General features: G+C 74.8%; 17 protein-coding genes. 8 read left to right on the top strand and 9 right to left on the bottom strand.

The genetic code is table 11. From position 1 onward, the window contains the following. The first annotated feature begins 97 nt into the window (after window positions 1-97). Complete coding sequence (gene treY, locus ACFOSY_RS09680; RefSeq protein ID WP_394306335.1) at window positions 98-2,485, top strand: malto-oligosyltrehalose synthase; 2,388 nt, start codon at window positions 98-100, stop codon at window positions 2,483-2,485. Window positions 2,486-2,715: 230 nt separating this feature from the next. Continuing rightward, on the top strand, window positions 2,716-3,960 hold the full coding sequence (locus ACFOSY_RS09685) for a M14 family zinc carboxypeptidase (protein ID WP_394306336.1): 1,245 nt from the start codon (window positions 2,716-2,718) through the stop codon (window positions 3,958-3,960). A gap of 323 nt (window positions 3,961-4,283) precedes the next feature. On the opposite strand, the gene ACFOSY_RS09690 is transcribed toward ACFOSY_RS09685, so the two are convergent. The 3 genes from ACFOSY_RS09690 to ACFOSY_RS09700 all read right to left on the bottom strand — a co-directional run bounded on the left by ACFOSY_RS09690 (window position 4,284) and on the right by ACFOSY_RS09700 (window position 6,797). Then, window positions 4,284-4,706 carry an SSI family serine proteinase inhibitor gene (locus ACFOSY_RS09690; protein WP_394306337.1) on the bottom strand — a complete coding sequence of 141 codons (423 nt, stop codon included), beginning with the start codon at window positions 4,704-4,706 and terminating at the stop codon, window positions 4,284-4,286. Beyond that, window positions 4,703-6,088, bottom strand: coding sequence for a M14 family zinc carboxypeptidase (locus ACFOSY_RS09695; protein ID WP_394306338.1), 1,386 nt, complete (start codon window positions 6,086-6,088; stop codon window positions 4,703-4,705). The genes ACFOSY_RS09690 and ACFOSY_RS09695 overlap by 4 nt, the downstream gene beginning before the upstream one ends. Before the next feature lie 157 nt (window positions 6,089-6,245). Further along, window positions 6,246-6,797, bottom strand: coding sequence for an FHA domain-containing protein (locus ACFOSY_RS09700; protein ID WP_225656075.1), 552 nt, complete (start codon window positions 6,795-6,797; stop codon window positions 6,246-6,248). A gap of 222 nt (window positions 6,798-7,019) precedes the next feature. Here ACFOSY_RS09700 and treZ point away from each other — a divergent pair, with 222 nt between their 5' ends. After that, a complete protein-coding gene (gene treZ / locus ACFOSY_RS09705) occupies window positions 7,020-8,765 on the top strand; it encodes a malto-oligosyltrehalose trehalohydrolase (RefSeq protein WP_394306339.1) in 1,746 nt (581 codons plus the stop codon). Between the two features lie 39 nt (window positions 8,766-8,804). Here treZ and ACFOSY_RS09710 read toward each other — a convergent pair whose 3' ends face one another. From ACFOSY_RS09710 to ACFOSY_RS09735, 6 genes are all read right to left on the bottom strand, one after another. Then, window positions 8,805-9,755 (bottom strand): aminoglycoside phosphotransferase family protein, encoded by a 951-nt coding sequence (locus ACFOSY_RS09710; protein WP_394306340.1) that lies wholly within the window; start codon window positions 9,753-9,755, stop codon window positions 8,805-8,807. Between the two features lie 79 nt (window positions 9,756-9,834). Further along, window positions 9,835-10,962: an aminopeptidase P family protein gene (locus ACFOSY_RS09715; RefSeq protein WP_394306341.1), complete on the bottom strand. Its 1,128-nt coding sequence runs from the start codon at window positions 10,960-10,962 to the stop codon at window positions 9,835-9,837. A gap of 146 nt (window positions 10,963-11,108) precedes the next feature. Beyond that, complete coding sequence (locus ACFOSY_RS09720) at window positions 11,109-11,630, bottom strand: PDZ domain-containing protein (RefSeq protein ID WP_394306342.1); 522 nt, start codon at window positions 11,628-11,630, stop codon at window positions 11,109-11,111. A gap of 9 nt (window positions 11,631-11,639) precedes the next feature. Beyond that, window positions 11,640-13,796 (bottom strand): germacradienol/geosmin synthase Cyc2, encoded by a 2,157-nt coding sequence (gene cyc2 / locus ACFOSY_RS09725; RefSeq protein ID WP_394306343.1) that lies wholly within the window; start codon window positions 13,794-13,796, stop codon window positions 11,640-11,642. 95 nt (window positions 13,797-13,891) lie between these two features. Beyond that, window positions 13,892-15,070 (bottom strand): damage-control phosphatase ARMT1 family protein, encoded by a 1,179-nt coding sequence (locus ACFOSY_RS09730; protein ID WP_394306344.1) that lies wholly within the window; start codon window positions 15,068-15,070, stop codon window positions 13,892-13,894. 41 nt (window positions 15,071-15,111) lie between these two features. Further along, a complete protein-coding gene (locus ACFOSY_RS09735; RefSeq protein WP_225656069.1) occupies window positions 15,112-15,759 on the bottom strand; it encodes a ScbR family autoregulator-binding transcription factor in 648 nt (215 codons plus the stop codon). Window positions 15,760-16,188: 429 nt separating this feature from the next. Between ACFOSY_RS09735 and ACFOSY_RS09740 the strand changes: the two genes are divergently transcribed. The 5 genes from ACFOSY_RS09740 to ACFOSY_RS09760 are packed head-to-tail and all read left to right on the top strand — an operon-like array spanning window position 16,189 to window position 21,196. Next, window positions 16,189-17,190, top strand: a complete 1,002-nt coding sequence (locus ACFOSY_RS09740; protein ID WP_394306345.1) for a substrate-binding domain-containing protein — start codon at window positions 16,189-16,191, stop codon at window positions 17,188-17,190. Window positions 17,191-17,238: 48 nt separating this feature from the next. Then, a complete protein-coding gene (locus ACFOSY_RS09745) occupies window positions 17,239-19,800 on the top strand; it encodes a sensor histidine kinase (RefSeq protein ID WP_394306346.1) in 2,562 nt (853 codons plus the stop codon). A 22-nt stretch (window positions 19,801-19,822) separates the two neighbouring features. Next, window positions 19,823-20,254: a roadblock/LC7 domain-containing protein gene (locus ACFOSY_RS09750; protein ID WP_225655576.1), complete on the top strand. Its 432-nt coding sequence runs from the start codon at window positions 19,823-19,825 to the stop codon at window positions 20,252-20,254. Between the two features lie 2 nt (window positions 20,255-20,256). Then, complete coding sequence (locus tag ACFOSY_RS09755; RefSeq protein WP_394306347.1) at window positions 20,257-20,610, top strand: DUF742 domain-containing protein; 354 nt, start codon at window positions 20,257-20,259, stop codon at window positions 20,608-20,610. Then, the gene (locus ACFOSY_RS09760; protein ID WP_394306348.1) at window positions 20,597-21,196 is read left to right on the top strand and encodes a GTP-binding protein; all 600 of its coding nucleotides are present in this window, start codon (window positions 20,597-20,599) and stop codon (window positions 21,194-21,196) included. Before ACFOSY_RS09755 ends, ACFOSY_RS09760 begins: the two co-directional genes overlap by 14 nt. The last annotated feature ends 22 nt before the right edge of the window (window positions 21,197-21,218 follow it).

Raw genomic sequence — 21,218 nt, forward strand, 5'->3', positions numbered from 1 at the left:
AGGAGCGGGGGTCCGGGGGCAGCGCCCCCGGGGACGGGACGGGAAGGGGCGGCGGGGGCGAAGGAACTTTCACGTGCCCCGAACGGAGGAACCCCCCATGCCCCCCGCCCCCGCGGTCCCCACCGCCACCTACCGCCTCCAGCTCCAACCCGACTTCCCCTTCCCCGCCGCCACCGCCGCCGTCCCCCACCTCGCCTCCCTCAACATCTCCCACCTCCACCTCTCCCCCGTCCTGGAAGCCGTCCCCGGCTCCCAGCACGGCTACGACGTCGTCGACCCCACCCGCGTACGCGAGGAACTCGGCGGCGAGGAGGGCCTGCGCGAGCTGTCCCGCACCGCCCGCCGCCACGGCCTCGGCCTGATCCTGGACATCGTCCCGAACCACATGGCGATGTCCCCCCGGCACAACCCGGCCCTGTGGGAGGTGCTGCGCGACGGCCCGTCCTCCCCCCGCGCCCGCTGGTTCGACATCGACTGGGAGGCGCAGGGCGGCCAGGTGCTGCTGCCGGTGCTCGGCGGGCCGCTCGGCGAGGAGGCGGGCCGGCTGAAGGTCGACGGGGACGTACTGCGCTACCACGACCACGCCTTCCCGCTGCGCGAGGGCACGGCCGGCCTGCCGCTGCCGCGGCTGCTGGACGCACAGTGGTACCGGCCGGTGTGGTGGCGGCTGGCCCGCACCGAGCTGAACTACCGGCGGTTCTTCAGCATCTCCGAGCTGATCGGGGTGCGGGTGGAGGACCCCGAGGTGTTCGAGGCGACGCACGCGAAGATCCTGGAGCTGCTGCACGAGGGCGTGGTCGACGGGCTGCGCGTCGACCACCCGGACGGGCTCGCCGACCCCGGCGCCTATCTGCGGCGGCTGCACGAGGCGACGGGCGGGCGCTGGACCGTGGTGGAGAAGATCCTCGCGGACGGCGAGGCGCTGCCCGCCGACTGGCCGGTCGCCGGCACCACCGGCTACGACGCCCTGCGCCACGTCGACGGGCTGTTCATGGACCCGGCGGGGTTCGGGGAGCTGCTGGACCGCTACCGGGCCTTCGCGGCCCCGCAGACGGACCGGGGCGGCGACTGGGACGCCACGGTGCGGCGGGCCGCGTACAAGGTGCTCACGCACGAGCTGGCCGCCGAGACCGACCGGCTCACCCGGGTGGCGGCCCGGCTGTGCGCGACCTCCCCGGAGACCGCGCTGCGGGACCGCGCGCCCTGGGCGCTGCGCACCGCCCTGACGGAGCTGCTGGTGCGGCTGGAGGTGTACCGGCCCTACTCCCCCGAGGACGCGGCCACGGTGGTGACCGAGGACGCCGCGGCCGAGGCCCGGCACGCGTTCGCCGTCCCGGAGGAGGCGGGCGCGGTGGACGTCGTACGGGATCTGCTGCTGGGGCGGTACGGGGACGGGCCCGCGCAGGTCGAGTTCCGTACGCGGTTCGCGCAGACGGCGTCGGCGCTGCGGGCCAAGTCCGTGGAGGACACGGCGTTCTACCGCTACGTGCCGCTGCTGTCGGCGACGGAGGTGGGCGGCGAGCCGGGCGACCCGGCGGTGGGTCCCGACCGCTTCCACGCGTACTGCGCGCGCGTGCAGCGGGACTGGCCGGCCACCGGGACGGTGCTGTCCACGCACGACGCCAAACGCAGCGCGGACGTGCGGGCGGCGCTGCACGTGCTCACCGAGTGCCCCGGACGCTGGGCGGACGTCCTCGCGGAGGCGTCCCGCGCCGTGGAGCCGGTGCCCGACGCGCAGCTGGCGTGGGCGGCCTGGCAGACGGTGTTCGGGCTGGGCCCGGCCGGGGAGGGGCGGGTGCGGGAGGGGCGGGTGCGGGAGGCGCTGCTGAAGCATGTGCGCGAGGCGGGCCTGTTCACCAGCTGGACCGAGCAGGAGCCGCCGTACGAGGAGGCGGTGGCGCGGTTCGTGGCGGCGGGGCCGTGCGGGGTGCCGGGGCGGAAGGTGGCGGAGCTGCGGGAGGCGCTGGAGCCGCACATCCGGGCGAACGTGCTGGGTGCGGCGCTGGTGCACCTGACCATGCCGGGCGTGCCCGACCTCTACCAGGGCACCGAACGCGAGTACCGGGCGCTGGTCGACCCGGACAACCGGACGCCCCCGCGGTTCGGCGAGGACGGCGGCGCGAACGGCGGCGCGAACGGCGGGGACGGCTCGGAGAAGGAGGCGGTGACGCGGGCGGCGCTGGCGCTGCGGGCACGGCGGCCGGAGGTGTTCGGCACGAGCGCGTCGTACGAGCCGCTGGGCGCCGTGGGTCCGGCGGCGGACCACTGCCTGGCGTTCGCCCGCTCAGGCGAGGTGGTCACCGCGGTGACCCGCCTCTCGCTGCGCCTCGCGGAGTCGGGCGGCTGGCGCGACACCCGTCTGCCGCTGCCGCGGGGGCGGTGGGCCGATGTCCGGGAGCCGGGGCGGGAGTTCGAGGGGGAAGCACGGGCGGCGGAGCTGTTCGCCGCGTCGCCGGCGGTGTTGCTGGAGCGGCTGCCGGGGTGACGGCGGTTCCGTCTGTGGCGGCGCTGTGCGGGGCCGGTGCGCGGTCGGCGCAGGGGTGGTGCGGACCCGTGGGACGTGCGGCCGGCGCGGTGCGGCCGACGTGCGGGAAAGGGGCCGTGGCGTGCCCCTGAGCGCCCCCTGGCGGCTCCCCCGCACCGCCCTTGACACCGTCTCGCGGCCGTGGGGTACTGCGCAGTGCGAGTGCGAGCGGTGACGGGGGGTGGGTCCGCTTGCGGGAGTCGCGCTATCCGACGGTGGCCGAACTGGTCTTCTCCGCCCGGGCGCTGGCCGTCCAGTGGCCGGGACTGTGCGTGCTGCGGCAGGTGGGGGTGTCCCGTGGCGGACGGCCGCTGCACCTGCTGTCCGTGGGACGCGCCCGGCACGCCGTGCTGGTCGTGGCGGGCGCCCACGCCAACGAGCCCGCGGGCAACGGGACGCTGCTGACGCTGGCCCGGCGCGCCCTGTACGAGCGGGAGCTGCGGGACGGCGTCTCCTGGCACTTCCTGCTGTGCGCGGACCCCGACGGGGCGAGCCTGCACGTCACTCCGGCGCCGCGCAGCCTGTACGACTACCACCTGGGCTTCTTCCGCCCCGCCGGGCCCGAGCAGCCGGAGTGGGCGCCCTCGGTGCTGCCCGCCGACCGGCTGCCCCCGGAGACGCGGGCGCTGACCGGGGTGATCGACGAGCTGCGGCCGTTCCTCCAGGTGTCCCTGCACGGCACCGACCTGGGCGGCAGCTGGGTGCAGCTGACGCGGGACGTGCCCGGTCTCGCGGAGCCGTTCGCCAAGTCCGCGGCCGAGCTGCACATCCCCGTCGAGACGGGCGCCTCGGACGCGGCGGGCTGGCCCGCGTCGGGGCCCGGCGTGCACGTGATGCCCGCGCCGGAGGCCGCGCCCGCCTACCCGAGCCTGACCGACGACGCCCGGCACAGCACCTGGTTCCACGCGCACCGGTACGGCGGTCTGACCGCGGTGGTCGAGGTGCCGATGTGGGCGAGCGACCTGGTCGACGACCCGGCCCCGCACCCGGCGCCGGACACCGCGATGCACGCGCTCGCGCGGCGCCTGCTGCGGGACGCCGGCGAGGTGCGGCACGTGCTGGAGGACGTACGGCCCGGCCCGCCGCCCGTCGGGGCCGGGGATCCGCTGCTGCGGGCCGCCACCTGGGTGCTGGAGCTGGTGCCGGGCCTGGCCGACGACCTGGTCCGCACCCCGCCCGCGGACGGCACCCGCGCCTACGTCGGCAGCGTGGACGCCTTCGCGCGCCGGGTGCCGCTGCGTGCGGCGGCGATGCTGCGACGCGCCCTGCGCGACACGGACGCCCGGGCGGCGGCCCGCCTGGACCGCCTGGTCGCCCACTGGAGCGACGCCTTCGCCACCCGCTTCCGCGCCCGCTGGGTCCCGGTCCGCCACCAGGTGGAACACCAGTCCCGCACGGTGGTGGCGGCGGCGCGTCAGGCGCGGGGGTTGGGGTGAGGTGAGGAGGGTGACGCCTCGCCGGGCTCCGGGGCCGTCCCGGCCGGGTGGGGACACGCGTGCCCCCTGCGGAGCCGAAGGCCCGCCCCGCGCGGGGTGTCCCCACATGCCTTGGTGCCGGTCCGGCTCCGACCACGCCCGCGTGCGGGCGACGCGATGCCCGTCAGGGGCCACGGCGAGTGAGGGGGCGGGGCCCGTGAGGCTGCGTCACGGGCCTGGCGGCACGGTGCGGCGCCGCCCCGGCCGAGCGGTCCCACTCGCTGTCAGGGTCGGCCCTCACTCGCACCCGGGCCGGGCGCGGCGCCCCGGAACCGCCGGGATTCTCACGTCCCGTCCAGGGCGAACAACGCCCCCGTGCGGGCGTGCAGCGTGCAGGTGTTCGGGAAGGTTTCCGTCCAGGTGACCTGGCGGTCGTGCCACCTGCCCTCCGCGTGGGCCGTCACCGGGGCGTAGATCATCGGGCAGAGGGTGTCCTCCGCGGGGAGGGCGGTGATGCGGCCGTCCGTGGCCGACAGCTGCGCGCAGGCCTCCTCCGCGTGCGGGTGGCCGCCGCCGGGCGGGTCGCAGCGCAGCAGCGTGCCGCCCTCCGCCGCGGCCGGGGCGTCCCCGTGGGTGACCGTGAGCATCAGCCAGTTGCCCGGCTCGGGCGCGGTGTCCGCGTGGGCGGAGGGCGTCGCGCCGGCGAGCAGGAGGAGGGCGGCGGCGGACAGCGCCGCCCCTGCCGTCTTCACCGAGGTGTGCGTCATTCCCGGTGCATCGGCACGGCGGGCCCCGCACCCCAGCCCGGCTCACCCGAACGGGAGGCTCCGGGCGGCCTCCGTACCGCCAGGGCGCACACCGCGCGGACCACCCGGGCCTGGTACTCCGCCTGGCGGTCCACGCCGATCCAGCGGGCGCCGAGCGCGTCCCGGAAGTCGGCGCACCGCGCGTCGATCAGCCGGTCCAGCTGGGGCAGCGCCCCGGCCGGGTCGTGTCCGGCGCGGGTGACCAGCTGGTGCAGCAGACCGGCCGTGCGCAGGGCGAGGCGCCGCCCGGCGAGGCGCAGCGCGGCCAGACGGGCGGTCGTCATGGGCGGCAGCGGATGCGCAGAATCGTTCCCGCAGTCGGGGTCCCAGGCGTCCGCGAGGCCGGGGCAGACCAGGAGGTAGTCGTCGACCGGGGCGAGCAGCCGGTCCGCGTCCGGCAGGTCCGCGACGTACGGGCGGATCCGTGCCGCCAGCGCGCCGAGCAGCCCGGTGTCGCGGCGCAGGGTGCCGCTGACGGACCGCAGCTCGCCCTCCGGGTCGGGGTGCGGGGCGCCGTTCCCGACGGCCGCGACACCCCACATCGGCGCCTCCACGACCGCGGTGACCGTCCCGTACCCGTAGGGGTGGTACCACGTCGACTCCACGGCCGCCTCCGTGATGGCGGCGGCCAGGTCGCGGCGGTGCGGGGGCGGGATGCGGTAGACGGCGGGGCCGAGAACGGGCCAGTACAGGGCGTCGTACGCGCCGAGTTCCCGGGGCACGCCGAGGCGGGCGGCGACGGCGGCGACCCGGCGGTCGAGGCCCGGCAGGTCGTGGGTGAGTTCGACGAAGCCGCCGCCGACGTCGACGCCGTGCAGGGACACCTGGAGGAAGGGGCGCAGCTCGTCCTGGAGGGCGAGCAGCGCGCGGGTCTCCGGCAGGGCGGCGGACGCGGCACCGTCCGGCAGCCACTCGGGCTGTTCCGAGAAGCCGGGGCGGTAGAAGTTCCGGAAGTGGCGGCCGAGGGTGTACGGGCCGGTCAGCCAGCGCTCGTTGTGGCGCAGCCCGTCGGGGTCGAGGCACAGCAGCAGGTTCCAGGTGACGTCCGCGCCGTCGGTGAAACGGCGGTCGGCGAGGGCCTGCTCGGCCAGCCGCAGCACGGTGGCGCCGCCGACCGGTTCGTTGGCGTGCGGGCCGGCGACGACCAGGGCCTGGCGGCCGCCGTGGCCGACGCTCAGCAGCCACAGGGGGGTGCCGGCGCGGGAGACGCCGACGCGGCGCAGACGCGCGTCGCGGGGATGGCGGGCGGCGAGGGCGGCGGCCCGCGCGCCGAGTTCGTCGACGGTCGGATAGCTCAGGAGGGGCGTCAGGTCACACCTCCACGAAGCGACGCCGTCGTCCACCGGAAGTACAGGCCGTGCGGGAAGTACAGGCCGTGCGGGAAGTACAGGGGTGCGATGAGTTGCGATGAGTACGGGGAGTGCACCGTCCCCTTGCAGTCAGTCACGACTGCCGGGGCCGCGTCAACACCGTCACATGTCAACGACCGTCACGAACGCGTCAGTTGGCGGCGAGCCGGTAGGTGATCCGGCCGAAGCCGACCTGGTCGCCGTCGCGGACGACGGCCGCGCCGACGACCCGACGGCCGTTCACCGTCGTGCCGTTGGTCGAGCCGAGGTCGCGCAGCACCCACAGCCCGCCCTGGTGGGTGAGTTCCGCGTGCACACGGGAGACCGTCTCGTGGGTGAGCCGCAGCCCGTTGGCGGGGTCGCGCCCTATCCGCAGCGGGTGCCCGTGCGCCGGGTGCGGCAGCAGCAGCTTCGGCAGCTTCTCGGCCCGCCAGGCCCGGCGCAGCCGTACGGTGAACCCGGAGACCGCCTCGACCGAGCCGAACACCGCGCGCGACAGGCGGCTCTCGCGGGGGAGGTCGGCGGTGAGCGCGGCGAGTTCGTCCGCGCGCCGCGCCACGAGTGCCAGCTCCATGCGCCGGATGAACGTGTCGTGGGACAGGCGGCCCTTGGCGACGCCGTCCCGCAGCACGCTCAGCGCCTTGTCGCGCTCCGCGTCGGAGAGCCGCGCGGGGTACGTGGAGAACTCGAAGGACGACGTCACGCGGTGATTGTCGGTCAGTCGGGGGCGAGCTGTCCAGAAACCCCGTAAACGGAAGACCGGCCCCCGCCTCGCCGTCCGCCCCTCCTCCGCCCCGGAAGCCGCCCCGGCACGCACACGTCGGGCGACACCTGCCGCAAAACGGCGGATCCCCCGGCGAATTGATCTCCCATGCCGCACGATGGAGGCGCTTCATCACGGTGAGCAGACGAAGGGGAACCGTCCGTGCAGTTCGAGGTGTGGGCACCACAGGCCGGCCGAGTGACGCTGAGGTGCGACGGCGTCACGCGCGCGTTGGAGCGCGATCCCGAGCGGGAGGGGTGGTGGCGGGGGGAGGCCGAGGCGCACGACGGCTCCCGGTACGGCTTCGCGCTGGACGACGGCCCGGTGCTGCCGGACCCCCGGTCGCGCCGCCAGCCCGACGGCCCGGACGGGCTCAGCGCCGTCGTCGACCACGACCGCTTCGAGTGGAGCGCCGAGTGGAGCGGGCGTCCGCTGCCCGGGGCGGTGCTGTACGAGACGCACGTCGGCACCTTCACCCCCGAGGGCACCTTCGACGCCGCCGCCGAGCGCCTCGGCCATCTCGTCGACCTCGGGGTGACGCACGTCGAGTTGATGCCGGTGTGCCCGTTCCCGGGCCGGCACGGCTGGGGGTACGAGGGCGTCTCGCTGTGGGCCGTGCACGAGCCGTACGGCGGGCCCGAGGGGCTGAAACGGTTCGTCGACCGGGCGCACGCGCTGGGGCTCGGCGTCGTCCTGGACGTGGTGCACAACCACCTGGGCCCGTCCGGGAATTACCTGCCCCAGTTCGGCCCGTACTTCACCGACACGCACCACACCCCGTGGGGCGCTGCGGTCAATCTGGACGCGCCCGGCTCGGACGAGGTGCGCGCGTATCTGGTGCGGAGCGCGCTGTCGTGGCTGCGCGACTATCGGATCGACGGGCTGCGTCTGGACGCGGTGCACGCGCTGGTGGACACCCGCGCGCGCCACTTCCTGGAGGAGCTGTCGGGGGCCGTGGACGAGCTGGCCGCCGACACCGGCCGGCCGCTGTTCCTGATCGCCGAGTCCGACCTCAACGACCCGCGGATCATCACTCCGCGGGGCAACGGCGGATACGGCATCCACGCGCAGTGGAACGACGACTTCCACCACGCCCTGCACACCGCGCTGACCGGCGAGTCGCAGGGCTACTACGCCGACTTCGCCCGGGCCCCGCTGACGGCCCTGGCCAAGACGCTCACCGGCGGCTTCTTCCACGACGGCACGTACTCCAGCTTCCGGGGCCGGCACCACGGGCGGCCGCTGGACCGCACCCGCGTGGCCGCGCACCGGCTGCTGGGCTACAGCCAGACGCACGACCAGGTCGGCAACCGCGCCCAGGGCGACCGGCTGGCCGGGCTGGTCTCCCCCGGGCTGCTGGCGTGCGCGGCGGCGCTGACGCTGACCGCGCCGTTCACGCCGATGCTGTTCATGGGCGAGGAGTGGGCGGCGGGCACGCCGTGGCAGTTCTTCACCGACCACACCGACCCGGAGCTGGCGAAGGCGGTCAGCGAGGGCCGGCGGCGGGAGTTCGCGGCGCACGGGTGGGCGGAGCAGGACGTGCCCGACCCGCAGGACCCGGTCACCCGTGACCGCTCCTGCCTGGACTGGTCCGAGCCGGAGCGGGAGCCGCACGCGCGGATGCTGGCGTGGTACCGGCAACTCCTCGCGGTCCGCCGCGACCAGCCCGACCTTACCGACCCGGACCTCGCCGACACCAAGGTGGCCTACGACGAGGACCGGCGCTGGCTGGCCTTCCGCCGCGGCGACGTCCGCGTGGCCGTGAACCTGGGCACCGCCCCGGCCGACATCCCCCTGGGTTCCCGCGAGGCCCGCGTTCTGGCGGCGTGGGAGCCGGTGGACGCTCCGGGCGCGGACGGTCTGCTGCGGCTGCCGGCGGAGTCGGCGGTGGTGCTGCTTCAGGAGTGAGGCGGGGGAAGGGGGGGACGGCCCCCGCTCCCCTCGCGCCTACGGTGCCGCGTCGCTGTCCCGGAAGTCGGTGACGCGTTCCAGCATGATCGGTTCCCAGGCGCGGCGCAGGCGGGTGCGGAGCAGCGGGAGGGTCGCCGTCGCGTTGTGGACCAGGGCCTCGGCGAGGTGGATGACGCAGTCGCAGCGGGCCAGCCAGAGGCCGCGCAGGCAGGGGCGGGCGCCGTAGCCCGCCAGCGTGGCCGCGCGGACGGCGGCGGGGGCGCCCACGGCGCGGGCCAGGCCCGCGATGTCCTCGGCCGGGTCGCCGACCACCGCCGAGTCCCAGCCGAGCACCCCCCGCACCCGGCCGTCACCGCCGACGACCAGGTTCCCGCCCGTCAGGGCGTGGTGCACCAGCACCGCCGAACCGGCCTGCGCCGCGAGCTGCACCGTCGCGGCCTGGGTGAACTGGCGCAGCCGCGCCGCCTCGAACTCGTCGGCCCTGTCGAGCAGTTCGACGGCCTCCCCGGCGGCCCGCCGCAGCGTCTCCAGTGAGCGCGGGGGCACGCGGGGCACGCCCAGCGACTCCGCCTGCCGCAGCGGCATCTGGTGCAGCCCGGTGAGCAGTCCCGCCAGGTCGGTCTCGCCGACGGCGGTCACGGTGTTCTCCTCCGCCGTGCCGCCGGGCAGCCGGGTGTCCAGGGTGCACAGCAGCCCGGGCGCCCACTCGCCCTGCGCCACCCCGACGGGCAGCGCGACCGGCACGTGCGGGCGCACCAGCTCGCGCAGCCGCAGCTCGCGGCGCCACCGCGCGCCGGTCGCGCGGTCCGGGGCGAGGTGCAGCACGTACCGGGTGCCGACCCACCAGGTGGTGGGCGCGTCGCCCTCGCCGGCGGGCCGCACGTCGAGGGCGGCGGCGGACCCGCTTCCGCCGTGCCCGCTGTCCTTGAGCAGGGACCGGGCCAGTCGGCGGACGGTGTCAACGGTGGGTGTCGGTGCCTGGGTCATGGTCGCGCCATCGCCGTTCGGGAGAGGCATGGGAGGGACGGGGGGGGGAGAGCCGGCTGGGACGGGAGGGAGGGGCCGCTCAGTCCACTGTGACCAGCTCCCTCTCCGTGTCGTTCAGCCGCCGGCCCCCGTCCTCCGTGACGGTCACGATGTCCTCGATCCGCACCCCGAACCGCCCCGGCAGATAGACGCCCGGCTCGACGGAGAAGCACATGCCGGGGACGAGCGGCTGCTCCTCGCCCTCGATCATGTACGGCGGCTCGTGGGTGGTGACGCCGATGCCGTGCCCGGTGCGGTGGATGAAGTACTCGCCGTACCCGGCGTCGGCGATGACCCTGCGGGCCGCCCGGTCGACGTCCTGGCAGGCGGCCCCCGGCCGCACCGCCCGGAACCCCGCCTCCTGCGCCTCGCGCACCAGGTCGTGCACCCGGCGCTCCTCGTCGGTGGGTTCGCCGACGTGCACGGTGCGGGAGGTGTCGGAGCCGTAGCCGTCCTTCAGACCGCCGAAGTCGAGGACGACCATGTCGCCGCGCTCGATACGGCGGTCCCCTGCCTCGTGGTGCGGGTTGGCGCCGTTGGGACCGGAGGCGACGATGGTGAAGTCGACCTGGGAGTGGCCGAACCGGCGCAGCAGCGCGGCGAGGTCGGCGGCCACCTCGGACTCCCGGCGGCCGGAGAAGCGCACGGTCCTGATCTCCTCGAACGCGGCGTCGGCGGCGGCGCCGGCCGCGGCGAGCCGCTCCAGTTCCGCGGCGTCCTTCACGGCGCGCAGCATCGGCAGGGCCTCGGTGAGGGCGACGTACGAGGCGTCGGGGAGCGTCCGCTGGAGGGCCAGGAGGTGCAGCGCCCAGGCGTTGTCGCTGACGCCGAACCGCCCCCGGTCGTCCAGGAGGGCCGCGGTGAGGGCGTAGGGGTCCTTGCCGTCGGTCCAGTCGCGCAGGGTGAGGGCGGGCGCGCCGGTGGCCCGCCCGGCGTCCGGGGCCTCCAGGGCGGGGACGACGAGCTCGGGTTCCCGGCCGGGGGCGAGGACCAGCAGGGTGAGCCGCTCGGTGTCGGCGGGCGGCGTGTACCCGGTGAGCCACACCATGTCCGGGCCCGGGGCGACGAGCAGCCCGGCGAGTCCGGCCTCGGCGGCCTGCCGCGCGGCCCGCTCCATGCGGGCCTTGTAGTCGTCGGCGGTGAAGGGCACGGGCGCGGTGCCGGTCATCCGGGTGCCTCCCAGGGCGGACGTCGGGTTACGGGCAGCATCCTGCCCGCCGAACGGGTGCGGCGCGAGCCGGTTGCCGGGGTTGCCCCCGGAGTCACCCCCTCCGGGGACGGAATCCCCCGCTCCGCCATACCCCGGGCCCTCCCTCACGTGAGAATCCCGGGAACCGCCGTCAGCTGCCGGTACCCGCCCGAGGGGTGCCGGACGGTCAGGCGGATCTCCGTGCCCGGTGGTGTGCGTGCCAGGGCGCGGGCCAGGTCCGCGGCCGTGTCGACGCGGGCGGGGCCGCAGGACAGCAGCAGGTCGCCCTCCCGGAGGCCGGCCGCGAAGCCGGGGCCGGGGACCTGCACGCCGACCACCAGGGCCCCAGGACGGCTGTCGTCGGTCACCACCACCCCGAGCCGGGCGGACAGGGCCGGCGCGGACGCGGGGGCGGTCCCCGGCGGCCACGTCGGTCCCGTCAGGGCGGCCCCCAGGACGCCCAGGCCGGCGCCGGCCAGCAGCAGCACCAGCCCCGCCGCCGCGCCGATGAGGACGGCAGCCGCCCGCCGCCCGCGCGACCGCCCGGGAGGCGGCGGCTCGGCGGCGGGAGGGACGGGGCCGGGGCCCGGCCGGGCGCCGGCGCGGGCGCCGGGCATCGGCCGGGGCCGCAGTACGGGCTGCTCCATGGGACCGCGTCAGACGAGGACGGGGGGCGCCGGGGACCGGTGCGGCAGGAAGCCGTGCACGCGCCGGGACAGGTACTCGTCCTTGTACCGGTCCACGTTGCGGTGCCAGTTGAGGATGCCCGCCATCCAGTTCTGGAGGTCGGTCACATAGCCCCGCATGATCTCCCGCGCCTCCTCCGACAGCTGGAAGTCGTCGTAGACGACGGGCAGTTCGTGCGCGACGACGTGCTCGAACTGGCGCATGCGCTGGTTCATCAGGTCCGCGACGACACGCAGCGCGGCCGGGTAGTCGACGCCGAAGAAGTTCTGCACGACGAGGACCGCGTTGTGCATCTCTCCCTCGAACTCGATCTCCTTCTGGTACGAGAACACGTCGTTGAGCAGGCAGGCGTAGTCGATCGCCGCGTTCTCCAGGGAGCGGACGGGCCCGGTGCGGTACACCTCGGGAGGGACCGCGGGGCCGTGTCCGGCGCGGCACAGCCCGAGGGTGAGGTCGGAGCCGAAGGTGGCGCGGCGCATCTCCAGGTAGTCCACCGGGTCGGGGACGCGGTTCTGGATCTGGTTGGACAGCTCCCACACCCATGACTCGGTCATCGTGTCGACGGCCGTCCTGAGGGGGCGGCGCTGCTCGGGCGTCATCCCGGCCGTGGTGCGGGCCCACAGGTCGATGAGGGACCGCTCCATGGCGTTGACGGGCGGCGGGACGTCCTCGCCGTCCAGCGGCATGCAGGCCGACAGCCGGGCCGTGGTCAGCCGTGCGGCGGCCAGGTCGCGGCGGTGGCCGTACACCAGCGGGTAGTAGTCGTCGCCGTAGGTGCCGAAGGCCAGCCAGCCGGAGGCGAGGTCGAGCTGCTCCTGGGTGGCGTCCGGGTCCAGGCCCGCCGCGCACAGGGGCAGGTCGCAGCTGGCGAGCTTGTCCTCGTCCCAGACGCCCTCACCGAGGATGCCCATGCGGTGCGACCACTCCAGGAGGTGTCGCCGGGAGCCCTCGAGGGCGGGGCTGAGGGACAGCGGGAACGGCATCCTGATGTCCGGGATGACCGACGGCCCGACCTTCCGGTACGGCACGTGCCGGTAGGGGCGCAGCCGCTCGGCGCCCGCCCGGGCGAGCAGCGCGCCGACGTCGGCGGCGGACGTGCCGGTGCCGGCCAGGGTCTGCCAGGAGGCGCCGGGGCGGGCGTTCCGGTTCATGTAGCGGCTGGAGCGCAGGTGCCATTCGTGGCCGCCGGCCTGCCAGTCCTGGAGCCCCTTGGCGTACGCGGCGACGGCGGCGGTCTCCGCGGGGGTGAGGCCCTGCTCCAGGGCGACGGCGGGCACCTCGGTGAACGCGGTGTGCTCGAACTGGTGCAGCCGGGAGGTGAGGACGTCGTTGACGATGTCGGCGGCCTGCTGCGTGGTGCAGCCGAAGAAGGTCTCCAGGACGAGGACGCCGTTGCTGAGCTCGCCCTCGTCCTCGACCTCCCGCTGGTAGGAGAACAGGTCGTTGCGCAGGTGCACGGCGTCGGAGAACGTTTCCATGAGCACCCGCAGCGGACGGGTCCCGGCGACGGCGGCCGGCACCTCGGCGGTGGCGTATTCCACGAGCCCGGCCGACCAGGGGGCGCCGCCCACCTTGCGGCGCATCTCGATGTACTCGACGGGGTTGGCGACCCGCCCCTCGTTGATGTTGGACAGCTCCCACAGGGACTCGTTGAGGAGGTGCTCGGTGGCGACGGCGAACCGGCGGCGCCAGCCGGCGGACATCGCCGGCACGGTGCGCGCCCACAGGTCGGCGAGGCCCGCCTCGACCGGGTTCTCCGGCTCGGGGACGGGCGTCCCCGGCTCCAGGGGCATGAACAGCGGCAGCCGGTCCAGGTGGGCCTTGCCGCCGACGCGGTCCTGGGTGCGCTTGTACTTCTCCAGGAAGTGGTCGTCGAAGAAGAACACCCACACGTACCAGTCGGTGATCAGGGACAGCGCGGGGCCGTCGCAGTCGGGGTGCGTGTAGGCGCAGAGCAGGCCGTAGTCGTGCGCGTCGAGGTCGGCCTGCTCCCAGACCCCGCTGCCCTCCAGCATGCCCATCTCGCGCGCCCAGGCCGTGGAGTGGGCCCGGGCCTGGTCCACGTGCGGATTGAGGCGCGCGGGGTGCGGCATGTAGAAGTGCGGGAGTTCGAAGGGCTGCGTCATGGCCGGGGGCTACCCGTGCCGCTCCGGCCGCATCCACCGGCCGCTTCATGATCACACCTTCGCGTGAAACCTGCCCGGAGACGGGAGTTGAGGGCTCAGGTCCGTACCTGGATCAGCGCGTGGGTGCCGCCGGTGCGCCAGCGTCCGCCCTCGTCCGCGTCCAGCGCCGCCTCCGTCCGCGGGTCCAGTCCGGTGATCACCTCGGACTTGAGGGTGCGCAGGGCGGCGACGGGGCCCGGGAAGTAGGCGGTGACGTCGGCGAACGGGGTGGTCGCCGGCCAGTACCGGTCGCCCACGAGGCGGCGGTAGTTGAGGTCGCCCTTGAGGACGGTGACGGTCGCGGCGGCGAAGTCGGCGCGCAGGTCGTCCGGCATGTCGGCGTACGGCAGGGGCGCGCAGGAGAACGGGTGGGCGCGCAGTGCGAGCCGGCCGTCGGTGAGGGCGGCGCGCAGGCCCCGTCCGTACACCCCGGCGGCGCCCTTGGCGGCGGTGAGGCGCCGTACGGCGTCGAGGACGTCGGCGGTGGTGGCGTCGGAGACGTAGTACGGGTGCGGCTTGACGTGCAGAACGGCGCGGGTGATGCGGCCGTGGGCGAGCAGGTGGGCGATCAGCAGGAGGTCGGGGACGAGTTCGCGGCCCGCGTTGTCGGCGACCAGGCAGAGGGCGCCGGGCGGGGAGCCGTCGAGCAGGGACCACAGGCGGTCGCTGTCGTCGGCGACGAGGGCGGGGACGGCGGCCGACTCCTCGGCGCCCTCGGCGGACATGCGGAATCCCAGGTCGGCGCGGTTGCCCCAGAGGGAGCCGTGCAGCAGGGCGCGGGCGCGCTCGTCCTCGGGGAGGTCCTCGAGGGCGTCGAGTGCGGCGAGTTCGTCGTCCGTGGCGGGCGCGTCGAGCTCGGCGAGCTTGGCGGGGCGGAAGGGGTCGACGCCCTGCCAGGGGCCGGGTTCGAAGTAGCCGGTGGCCTGGAGCAGTTGGCGGTAGAACCAGCTCTCGGACCACAGCCAGGGCACGTCGTGCCAGGAGCGCCCGGCGTGGGCGTCCATGCCCCAGGCCGCCCAGCGGTCGTGGTCGTGGGCGTCGCCGGGCAGCGGGGTGATGACGCCCTCGGTGCAGTCGGTGCGCAGGGCGTCGAGCGCGCGGCGCGGCTCCGGGCCGTAGGGGGTGTCCTCGGCGACCTGGCGGACGATCGCGGGGTGCCGTTCGGCCAGCACGCCGTACGGGAAGGTGCCGGGCTCGTCGGCGACGATCACGGGGGCGGCGGGGGTGTCGGGCATGGGGCTCACCGTAACCCGCCGGGGCGCGGCGCGCCGGGGCGTCACAGCGGGGCGGTCTCCCGTTCCAGCCGTGCGGCGAGGGAGAGGTAGCGGGAACGGCGGGTCACCGGGACCAGGCCGCGCAGGAGGAGCTGCCACATCTCGGCGGTGCGGCGGGGCTGCCGGGTGACGGGTTCGCGGGCGCTGCCGACGACCCGGGTGCCGACGAAGAAGCAGACCAGGGAGTGGGCGACGACGTCGATGTCGGCGTCCGCGTGGACGTCGCGCTCCTCGACGGCGGCGGCCAGCCGGGCCGAGACGATGTCGAGCCACTCGGTGAAGGGGTGGCTGAGCGGCGGGCGCGGCCGGGTGGTGCCGGTGGCCAGCCGCAGGCCGGCGCGCAGCACGGGGTCCTCGGCGGACATGCGGGCCATGCAGAAGGTGAGACGCATCAGCGCCTCCAGGGACGTGCGGCCGCGTGCGCCGGTGTCGCGGGCCAGCCGGCGGCAGGTCGCGGACTGGAGCTCCAGGATGGCGTGGGCGAGGTCTTCCTTGGCGGCGAAGTGGAAGTAGAGGGCCCCCTTGGTGACGCGGGCGTGCTCGACGATGTCGCTGAGACTGGTCGCTTCGTAGCCCTGCCGGTCGAACAGGTCGGCGGCGGCCGTGATGATCGTCGCGCGGGTCTTCTCGGCGCGTACCTGCCGTGTCATCGACTGCACTCCTGTGGCCGACTGCACTCCTGTGGCCGGAAAGCGACCGCCCATGCCCGTTGTTCTCACGCCCCGTACACGATAACTCACTGTGCGCTGGCGTTCATCACCCCGGCGGGCGAGCGCAGTTGAACAAACGGGGCATACAGAGCGCGCGCCGCGAGGCGAACCGGCGCGCCGGACATCCGTGCGCGCGCCCGTTTCGACACCGTACGGGGCCCTCGCCGCCGCCTCGCACGTACTCACGGTTCATCACAATGCGGCAGCAGCACCTCACTTCGCGTGGCTGTTCACTTGACGAGCAGTGGTTCCACAGGGTTGGCTCCGGCCAGCGAGAGTCACCCGGACGGCCGCACGCCGCGGTGGCCCGATCCCGTCGGTGTCTCTCCTCCGCACCTGCTCTGCCGTACAGCGAGGTCCGCGCTCCTCATGAACACTCGTCCCCCGTCCCGCCGCACCCCGAGACGCCGAACGGCGCTCCTGACGGCCGTGATCGGTCTGCTCGTGGCGGGCTGCTCCTCCTCCGGCACGGACGACGGGAGCGACGGCGCGGACGCCCCGCGCGGCTCCGGGGGCCTGCGGGTCGCGCTGGTCACCCACGGCAGCGAGGGCGACGCGTTCTGGGACCGGGTGCGCAAGGGCGCCGAGGCCGCGGCCGCCAAGGACGGCATCGAACTGACCTACCTCAGCGACCCGGACGCGGCCGGACAGGCCGACCTGGTGCGCGAGGCGATCCGGGACGGCGTCGACGGCATCGCGCTCACCCTCGCCAAGCCGCAGGCCATGAAGGGCCCGGTCAACGAGGCGCGCGCCGCCGACATCCCCGTGGTGGGCCTCAACTCGGGCCTGGACGCGTGGAAGGAGGCCGGGCTGCTGGCGTTCTTCGGCCAGGACGAGAGCCTCGCGGGCCGCGCCGTCGGCGAGAAGCTGAACGACCTCAAGGCCCAGCACACGCTGTGCCTGGTGCACGAGCGGGGCAACGTCGGTGTGGAGGCCCGCTGCGCCGGCGTGAAGAAGACCTTCCACGGCACGACCGAGAACCTGTACGTGGACGGCACCGACATGCGGGCCGTCCGCGGCATCCTCACGGCCCGGCTGCGCCAGGACTCCTCCATCGACCAGGTGGTCGCCAACGGGGCGGACTACGCGCTCACCTCGGTGGAGGCGGTCAAGGAGGCGGACAGCGACGCCGAGGTGGCCACCTTCGACCTGAACGCGAAGCTCGTGGACGCCGTGCGCGGCGGCAACGTCCGGTTCGCCGTCGACCAGCAGCCCTACCTCCAGGGCTACCTCGCCGTGGACGCGCTGTGGCTGTACCGGATCAACGGCAACGTCAGCGGCGGGGCCGCGCCCGTCCTCACCGGGCCGGCGTTCGTCACGAAGGCGGAGGCGGACTCGGTCGCCGGGTTCGCCGCCGCCGGAACCCGCTGACGGCCGCCGTGCGTACCCTCTCCACCACCCGACCGCTCTAGGACCACGATGTCTCCTCGGACAGGTGCCCGGCGCCGTCTCGGCTCCATACGCCTCTCGCTGATCATGCTCGCCCTGGTGCCCTCCGTCGCCCTCGCCGGGCTGTGGGGCGTGACCACGATCCGCATGTTCTCGGAGGGGCTGGAGCTGCGGTCCCAGACCCAGCTGAGCCGGTCCACCGGCGCGATGGGCATGCACGCCGCGCTCGACCTCCAGCGGGAGCGGGCGCTGACCTCCGACTGGCTGGCCGGCTCGGACGGTTCGCGGTCCGCGCTCCAGACCCAGCGGCGCGCCACCGACAAGTCCGTGGCGCGGCTCGTGGGGCAGGCCGACGCGATCGCCGAGGCGTCCCCGCGCATCTCGGACCGGCTGTACTCGGTGCTCGGCTCGGTGGGCAGCCTGGAGTACTACCGCGACCAGATCGACAACCCGCACGACATCACCGCCGAGGAGGCGCTGGAGCAGTACACGTCGGTCATCGGCGACCAGATCCGCGCCTTCCAGGAGCTGTCCCAGGTCGACGACGGCGACCTCACCTCCCAGGCGCAGCCGCTGGTGTCGCTGGAGCACGCGGCGGAGCTGATGTCCCGGGAGGACGCGCTGCTCACCCTCGCCTGGCCGTCCGGCCGGCTGGACGCCGAGCGGTGGGGGCAGTTCGCCGAGCTGGTGCACACCCGGCGCTGGCTGGTCTCCGACCAGATCAGGCCGACGCTGAGCGGCGACCTGAAGACGCAGACCGAGCGGATCCTGGCGACCCCCGAGTGGCGCGCGCTCGAGGCGGTGGAGGACCAGGTGCTGGCCACCCCGGCCGACGGGGAGGACCGTGAGGTCGAACTGCCGGACCTGCGACGCCGGTGGGCCGAGGCCATGGACAAGGTCGCCCCCCAGTACAGCGCCATGATCCGGCAGCAGACCGACGCGCTGCTCACCCGCAGCGCCGACGAGGCGCGCAGCCTGCTGGTGACGGCCGCCTCGCTGAGCGCGGCGGGACTGCTCGCGCTGCTGCTGTGCGTGACCCTGTCCTGGCGCATCACCCGCTCGCTGTCCCGCCGGCTGCGCGGGCTGCGCCTGGCCACCCTCGGCCTGGCGCAGGAGCGGCTGCCGGACGTGGTGGCCCGGCTGGACCGGGGCGAGAAGGTGGACCCCGAGTCGGCGACCACGCCCCTGGACTACGGCCACGACGAACTCGGGCAGGTGGCGCAGGCGTTCAACACCGCGCAGCGCACGGCGGTGCACACCGCCGTCGAACTCGCCGACACCCGGCGCGGCTTCCAGAAGATCATCCTGGGCATCGCGCGGCAGAGCCAGAACCTGGTCAACCTCCAGCTCAGCAAGCTGGACGCGCTGGAGCGCCGGCACACCGACCCCGAGGTCCTCAAGGGCCTGTACGACCTCGACTCCGTGGCCAGCCAGTTGCGCCGGTACGAGGAAAACCTTGTCATCGTCAGCGGGGAGCGCCCCGGCCGCACCTGGAGCGAGCCGGTCGCGCTGATCGACATCCTGCGCAGCGCGGTGGGCGAGGTCGCCGAGTACCAGCGGGTGGAGGTGTTCACCGAGGAGGAGGTGTCGCTCGCGCCGCCCTCGGTGGCCGACGTGATCCACCTGCTCGCCGAGCTGATCGACAACGCGACGGTGTACTCGCCGGCGCCGAGCCCGGTCACGGTGCGGGCGGCGCTGGTCGCCAAGGGCCTCGCCGTCGAGATCGAGGACCGCGGGCTCGGCATGGCCGAGGAGGACTACGACTCCCTCAACGCGCAGCTGGCCGAGCCGCCCCAGTTCGACGTGGTGGCCCTCGCCGACGACCTGCGGCTCGGCATGTTCGTGATCTCCCAGCTCGCGCACCGCCACGGCGTCACGGTCACGCTCCGCCCGTCGCCGTACGGCGGGACGACGGCGATCGTGCTGCTCCCGCACGACGTGGTCGTCGTGGCCGACAAGACGTCGGACGCCGGGCACGGGGCGTCCGCCTCCCAGGGGACCGCCTCCGGCACGGACGCGTCCCTGCCGCCGCTTCCGGCGCGGGAACGGGCGTCGGGCGCGCGCGGCGGCGCGGAGGCCGCGACGGAGGACGCAGCGGAGGACGCCCCGGCCGGCCGTGACGGCGCCGAGGCCGGTTCCAAGGCCTCCGGCGCCGCGGAGGACGGCGACGCGGCCGACGGGAGCGGCACGGGCGCCGCCGAGGACCGCCCCGCTCCCGCGTGGGCCGGGTCCGCCCGGGGCGGTTCGGAGCGCGCGCCCGGGGACACCGGGGCCGCACGCGCCGGCGCCGCGCAGCAGGCCGCCGCGTCCCGGCAGAACGGCTCCGGCCCCGCCCGCAAGGGCGGCCTCGCACCGCTCCCCCGGCGGGTGCCGCAGACCAGCCTCGCCGCCGAGCTGCTCGAGGACCCCGCCACCGCCGACCCGTACGACGACGAGTTCACCGCCGAGCACGCCGCCTCGTCCCTGGCCGGTTTCCAGCAGGGCACGTTCCGGGCGCGGGACGCCGTCGGTGACGAGCCCGAGGACGGGCCGCCCCGCGTGCCCGCGCCCGCCTCCGGGCACCCGACCCCGACCGCTGACGCCGACCGCTGACCGCCGACGAAGGAACACCGCCATGACACGCCCCCTGCCCGCCACCCACACCCAGCTGGACCAGCTGCTGACCGGACTCGTGGAACGGGTCGCCGACGTGAACCAGGCCGTGGTGCTGTCCGAGGACGGCCTGGTGGTCAGCAAGTCCACCGGCTTCCTGCGGGACGACGCCGAGCGCCTGGCCGCGACCGCGTCCGGTCTGATGAGCCTGAGCAAGGGCGTCAGCATGGACTTCCGCGGCGGTCCGGTGCGCCAGGCGCTCATCGAGATGGCGCACAGCTACCTGATCCTCACCTCGGCGGGACCCGGCGCCCATCTGGTGGTGCTGACCGGCCCGAAGGCGGACGTCGGCGTGGTGGCGTACCAGATGAACATGCTGGTGAAGAAGATCGGCGAGCACCTCAGCGCGGCCCCGCGGGACATCAGCGGTCCCTCCGAAGACCCAGGCGTGTGAGGGTGGGCGGGACCGACCGGTCGGGCCGGCTGGTACGGCCGTTCACCCTGACCGGGGGCCGCACCCGGCCGAGCCGCGCCGACTTCACGCTCATCACCACGGTGACGACGGTGGATCCGCAGCCCGAGACGGGCGCCCGGCCGCAGCCCGAGCATCTGCGGATCCTGCGGCTGTGCGAGCGGCCGATGGCGGTCGCCGAGCTCTCCGCACGGCTGGACCTGCCGGTGAGCGTCGTCGCCATCATGCTCAGCGACCTGCTGGAGGCGGGCCGGATCACCGTCCGTCCGCCGCGTTCCGTCACCACCCCTGATGCGGACCTGCTCCAGAAAGTGAGGGAAGGCCTTGGCCGGCTCTGACACCGACGTCCGGGCGTCCGCCGACGGCGGGGCGCCCGACACGGTCAAGATCCTCATCGCCGGCGGCTTCGGCGTGGGCAAGACGACCATGGTCGGCTCGGTCAGCGAGATCAGGCCGCTGCGCACCGAGGAATCGCTGACCATGGCGGGCCTGGACGTCGACGACCTGGACGGCGTCGAGGAGAAACGTGTCACCACGGTGGCCATGGACTTCGGCCGGATCACCGTGTCCGACGACCTGGTGCTGTACCTGTTCGGCACGCCGGGGCAGCAGCGGTTCTGGTTCATGTGGAACGACCTGGCCCTCGGGGCGCTGGGCGCGGTGGTCCTGGTCGACGTGCGCCGGCCGAAGTCGAGTTTCGCCGCGATCGACTTCTTCGAGCGGCGGGGCATCCCGTTCGTGGTGGCCGTCAACGGCTTCCACGGCGAACACCCGTACCCGGTGGAGGACATCCGGGAGGCGCTGACGCTGCCCGCGGAGGTGCCCGTGCTGCTGTGCGACGCGCGGGAACGGGAGTCCTCGCGGGACGTGCTGATCGCGCTCATCGACCTGCTGATCGCGCAGGCGGCGGCCGCCGCGACATGACCGCGCGGGGTGCGGCGGAACG

This window comes from Streptomyces lusitanus (genome assembly GCF_042647945.1).
Lineage (GTDB): Bacteria > Actinomycetota > Actinomycetes > Streptomycetales > Streptomycetaceae > Streptomyces > Streptomyces pseudogriseolus.